The 4,605-nt window shown below is 70.7% G+C and carries 5 protein-coding genes; all 5 read right to left on the minus strand.

The features are described from left to right. Positions 1-1,506, minus strand: a 1,506-nt coding sequence (locus tag VGB60_RS08470; RefSeq protein WP_331037832.1) for a bifunctional diguanylate cyclase/phosphodiesterase, incomplete at its 3' end; no start/stop codon positions are given. Between the two features lie 43 nt (positions 1,507-1,549). Then, a complete protein-coding gene (locus tag VGB60_RS08475) occupies positions 1,550-2,140 on the minus strand; it encodes a GNAT family protein (RefSeq protein WP_331037833.1) in 591 nt (196 codons plus the stop codon). A gap of 286 nt (positions 2,141-2,426) precedes the next feature. Further along, positions 2,427-3,638, minus strand: a complete 1,212-nt coding sequence (locus tag VGB60_RS08480) for a pitrilysin family protein (RefSeq protein ID WP_331037834.1) — start codon at positions 3,636-3,638, stop codon at positions 2,427-2,429. A 50-nt stretch (positions 3,639-3,688) separates the two neighbouring features. Continuing rightward, positions 3,689-4,435 carry an SURF1 family protein gene (locus VGB60_RS08485; RefSeq protein ID WP_331037835.1) on the minus strand — a complete coding sequence of 249 codons (747 nt, stop codon included), beginning with the start codon at positions 4,433-4,435 and terminating at the stop codon, positions 3,689-3,691. Further along, positions 4,428-4,598, minus strand: coding sequence for a DUF983 domain-containing protein (locus tag VGB60_RS08490; protein ID WP_414644497.1), 171 nt, complete (start codon positions 4,596-4,598; stop codon positions 4,428-4,430). The genes VGB60_RS08485 and VGB60_RS08490 overlap by 8 nt, the downstream gene beginning before the upstream one ends. Positions 4,599-4,605 lie beyond the last annotated feature (7 nt).

Raw genomic sequence — 4,605 nt, forward strand, 5'->3', positions numbered from 1 at the left:
CTCAGCGACCACTTCGAGGGCGAGGTCGCGCCCGAGGTTGACCACCGACTTGACGATCTTGGCCGAGCCCTCGTCCTTGTCCATGGTCAGAACGAAATAGCGGTCGATCTTCAGCGTATCGAACGGCAGCTTGGCCAGCCAGGTCAGCGACGAGAAGCCGGTGCCGAAGTCGTCCAGCGCCAGCGAGGCCCCCGCCTCGCGCAGCCGGGTCAGGGTGTCGGCGGCGCGCGAGGTGTCGCGCATGATGTCGCCCTCCGTCACCTCCAGCTTCAGCGCGCCCTTGGGCAGGCCGGCGTCGGCGATGATGCGCGTGACGTCCTCGACCAGATCGGCGCGTTCGATTTCGCCGACGGACAGGTTGACGCTGCAGAACAGATGCCCCGCGGTCGGATGGCGCCGCAGCCATTCGGCCAGCTGCCGGGACGCCGACGTCATCATCAGCAGGCCCAGCTCGTTCATCAGGCCCATCTCGTCGGCCAGTCCGAGGAACTCGTCCGGCGGCACCAGCCCGCGCTTCGGGTGACGCCAGCGGGCCAGGGCCTCGAACCCGGCCACGGCGCCGGTGCGCAGGTTCACGATCGGCTGATAGAAGGGCTCGATCTCGCCGCGCAGGAAGGCGTTGCGCAGGTCGGACTCCAGCGCCAGCCGAGAGAGACTGTCGCTCTCCAGTGCGCGGCCGTAGGCGGCCACGCCGCCGCGCCCGGCGCCCTTGGCCTGCTCCACCGCCAGCTCGACGCGGCGCAGAAGCTCGGCGGGATCGGCCGCGTCGGGGCCGCCCTCGGCGGTCGCCGAGCCGATTGAGACGGTGGGGTAGATGTCGAAGCCGGCGACGCGAAGCGGCTGCTCCAGCGCCTCGCGCACCCGTTCGGCAACCGAGCCGTTTCCGCGCAGCGCCAGAACGGCGAACTCGTCTTCGCCGATGCGGGCGGCGTTGGCGTCGTGGGTGAAGGCGGCGTTCAGGCGCGAGCCCAAGGCGGCGAGCACCAGATCGGCCCGCGCGTGGCCCAGGGCCTCGTTCAGCCGGCGCAGGCGGTCGACGTCAGCCACGACGAGCTCATAGTCGCCGGGCTGCGTCAGGGTCTCGCCGGCGCGGCTCAGGAAGGTGCGGCGGTCCAGCAGGCCCGTCAGGTGATCGCGGTGCGAGGCGGCGAACTTCGTCTCCAGCGCCACCAGCCCGGCGGCGCGCAGACCGTCCTCAAGCCAGACGCCCCGCCAGATGCAGGTCTCGGATTCGCGCATGCGCAGACGCACGGCGATCTCGGTCCCTTCCGGCTGCGGCTTCAGTATCTTCTCGGCCAGGGACCGGTCCTGCGGCACGGCCACCGCGGTGAAGGCCGCGCCGGAACACTCAGGCGCCAGTGGGCCCAGGCCGAGCGCGCGGGTGGCGCCGGTGAACCGCATCTGATCGTCGGCGGGGGTCCAGATCCACAGGGCGGAGTCGGCGGCGGCTAGCGCCTCGATGGCGGTTGTCGCGTCCCAGGCCAGACTTCTGGAGCGAGTGTTCAACGCGGATACAGTCCTGCCAGACGGCCTCCAGGATCACCCCGGGTCAGCCGCGTCGTGCGGCTCCGTCATTCACGACGCCGAACAGCAGATGATCTGCCCATGCGCCGTTAATTTTAAGATAAGCCCTCGCCTGCCCTTCCAGCTCGAAGCCGGCCTTTTCGAGCACCCGGCGAGAGGCGGCGTTCTGGGGCACGCAGGCCGCTTCTACGCGGTGCAGGTTCAGCTCGCCGAAGGCGTAGCCCACCATGGCGCGGACGGCGGCGGTGGCCAGTCCTCGGCCGGCGAACGGCTCGCCGATCCAGTAGCCGAGGGTGCCCGCCTCGGCGACGCCACGCCGAACGTTCGACAGGGTGATCGCACCGGCCAGCATCCGGTCAGCCTCGGTGAAGATGAAGAACGGCCAGGCGTTGCCCGCCTCCATCTCGCGCCCATAGATCGACAGCCGCCGCTTGAACGCCGCGCGGGTCAGGTCGTCCTCGGGCCAGGTCGGCTCCCAGCGCTGCAGATAGGCGCGGCTGCTCTGGCGCAACGTCGCCCAGGCCTCGTGATCCGACGCGCGGGGCGGACGCAGGAACACGCCGGGGGCCGACACCGCCGGCCCGGTCGCGTCATTGATCCAGTCGAGCAGCGCCATCCTGCCTTTCTAGCTTGGTGTTTTGTCCGCGAAAACCATTCCCCGGCCCATCGGAGCGGAACGTCACGCCTTGTCATCCCGGACGCCGCAACGCGGCGATCCGGGACGCAGGTGTAGAAACATGGATGCGGCCGGACGCTGCGTCGGCGGCGAGCCGGGCGACGAGCGGAGCCCGGAGCCACCCTCCTCCCGGATAATCGCTGCGCGCTTTCCGGGAGTCTCTATCGCAGCGAGAGCCGTCCCGGATCGGCGCTTCGCGCCGTGCGGGATGACAAGGCCCGAGCTATCACCCGAAAAGAGCCTCCCGGAACGCCGCCCCGGCCGGCGCGGCGGCCTTGGGACCCAGCACCGCCGTCGCCGCCTTGCCCTCGGACAGGCAGCGCCGAGCCGCGTCGCGCACCGTCTGCGCCGTCTGGGCCAGCGTCCGTTCCGCCATCGTTTCAGAACTTATCGGCGCCCCGAGGATCAGCACCTGGGCCGCCAACCGCCCGGCGCGCGCGGCGGGGCTCTCGTCCGACATCCACAGGCCGGCGTTCATCACCGCCTTGGCCCGCGACAGCTCCGCCACGGTCGGCCCGGTCTCCGCCAGCGCCTTCAGTTCAGCCGCGCAGACCCGCGCCAGCTCCTCAGCCCGGTCCGCCGCCGCGCCCGCGTAGATGCCGAGCACGCCCGCGTCCTCGTAGGGCTCGTGATAGGCGTCGATGGCGTAGGCGAGGCCGCGCTCCTCGCGCGCGCTCTGGAACAGCCGCGACGCCATGCCGCCGCCGAGGATCTCGGTCATCAGCCGCGCCGCCGCATAGGCCGGATCGGTCGCCGACGGGGCGGGCAGCTGGAAGACGATGTTGGCCTGTTCGATCCGGCGCGACAGGGCCGCGTCGCCGCCGGTGAAGTGGGGAACCCCGGGCGCCTCCGCCGGGGTCGCGGTCTCTGAACCGAACCACCGCTCGGCCAGTTGCAGCAGCTCGGCCTCGTCAACCGCGCCCGAAACCGCCACCACCATCCGGTCGGGCGAGTACAGACGGGCGCGCCAGTCGCTGATGGCGCCGCGAGTGATCGGCTTCAGGCTCTTCACCGACCCCAGGATCGGCCGACCCAACGGCTGGCCGGCGAAGGCCTGCGTCTGCGCCATCTCAAAGACGTGGTCGTCGGGCGTGTCGAACGCCTCGGCGATCTCCTGCGCCACCACGTCCTTCTCGCGCTCGATCTCGTCGGCGTCGAGCGTGGGGCGGAACACCAGGTCCGACACCACCTGCATCGCCAGCGGCAGCGAGCCGTCCAGCGCCCGCACCTCGAAACTGGTCCGCTCATAGCCGGTCGCCGCGTTCAGCGAGCCGCCCTCGGCCTCGATCCGTTCGACGATCTCGCGCGCGCCCATCTCGCCCGCGCCCTTGAACACGAGGTGTTCGAGGCAGTGAGACCAGCCCGATGTGGCCTCGCTCTCCCACTTGGCGCCGCCGCGCACGGCGACGGTCAGGGCGAGGGTGCGCAGGCCCGGCATCGGGTCGCAGACGATGCGGACGCCGTTGGAGAGTGTGTGCAGGGCGGCGGTCAGGAGCGTTCTTCTTTCCCTGTCGCCTCGCTCGCGGAGCGAGGCTGCTTGAGGGGCTTGCGGCGGAGCAGGGCGATGTAGAAGCCGACTACGGCGAGCGCCAGTCCGAACCATGTCAGGGCGTAGCCGAGATGGTTGTTCGAGAAGGCGGGCGGAGGGGCGGAGGGCCTGAGCGCCGACCATTCGGGGTTCGACGGCGTCAGCGCGAAGATCATCGGGCTGGCCAGCCATTTGTCGACGCCCAGCGCGGTGGCCATCGCCCGGTGGTCGCGGCCGTAGAAGACACCGCCCTCCGGGGGCGGAGCGAACCGAGACGGTGTCGGAGGCATGCGCAACTGGCCGATGATCCGGACCGGTTCGGTTGACGGTTTCACGGGAGGACGGTCGGACACCGTATCCGGAACGAAGCCCCGGTCGACCAGCGTGACGAACGGGGTGCTCGGCAGGGCGCAGGCGGAAATCAGGCGCACGCCGACCTCGCCGGCCTCGACCGTTCGCAGCTCTACGAAGGGAGCGGTGGCCAGACCGGAGCAGTCGATGAGGACGCGGCGGAACTCCTGGTCCGCCCGGTAGGCCTGCATGACCGGGACCGGCGGCTGCGACGCCGCCGCCTCGGCTTGGGCAATCAGCCGCTCCTTCCACTGCATCCGCTGGACCTGCCAGGTCCCGAGCCCGCACAGCAGGACGAAGGCGCCCGCGCAGACAATGGTGAGCAGCCAGGGGAAGCGGCGCGATCCATCAGCCATGCGGCGCCTGCTCCACCCGGTTCCGCATCTGCAGCGCGATCATCACGCCCTTGCCGGGGCGCATCAGGCCCAGCGACAGGCCCGCGACCAGCGGCAGGGTCACCATCAGCAGCAGCCAGATCGGCGGGTCCCAGGCGATCATCGCGAACAAGGCGCCGAACACGACGATC

It is taken from the genome of Brevundimonas sp. (assembly GCF_036399195.1).
GTDB lineage: Bacteria > Pseudomonadota > Alphaproteobacteria > Caulobacterales > Caulobacteraceae > Brevundimonas.

Coding starts and splice junctions, on each gene's coding strand:
- VGB60_RS08475 (WP_331037833.1), bottom strand. CDS start 2,140: ATGGCGCTGCTCGACTGGATCAATGACGCGACCGGGCCGGCGGTGTCG.
- VGB60_RS08480 (WP_331037834.1), bottom strand. CDS start 3,638: ATGCCGGGCCTGCGCACCCTCGCCCTGACCGTCGCCGTGCGCGGCGGC.
- VGB60_RS08485 (WP_331037835.1), bottom strand. CDS start 4,435: ATGGCTGATGGATCGCGCCGCTTCCCCTGGCTGCTCACCATTGTCTGC.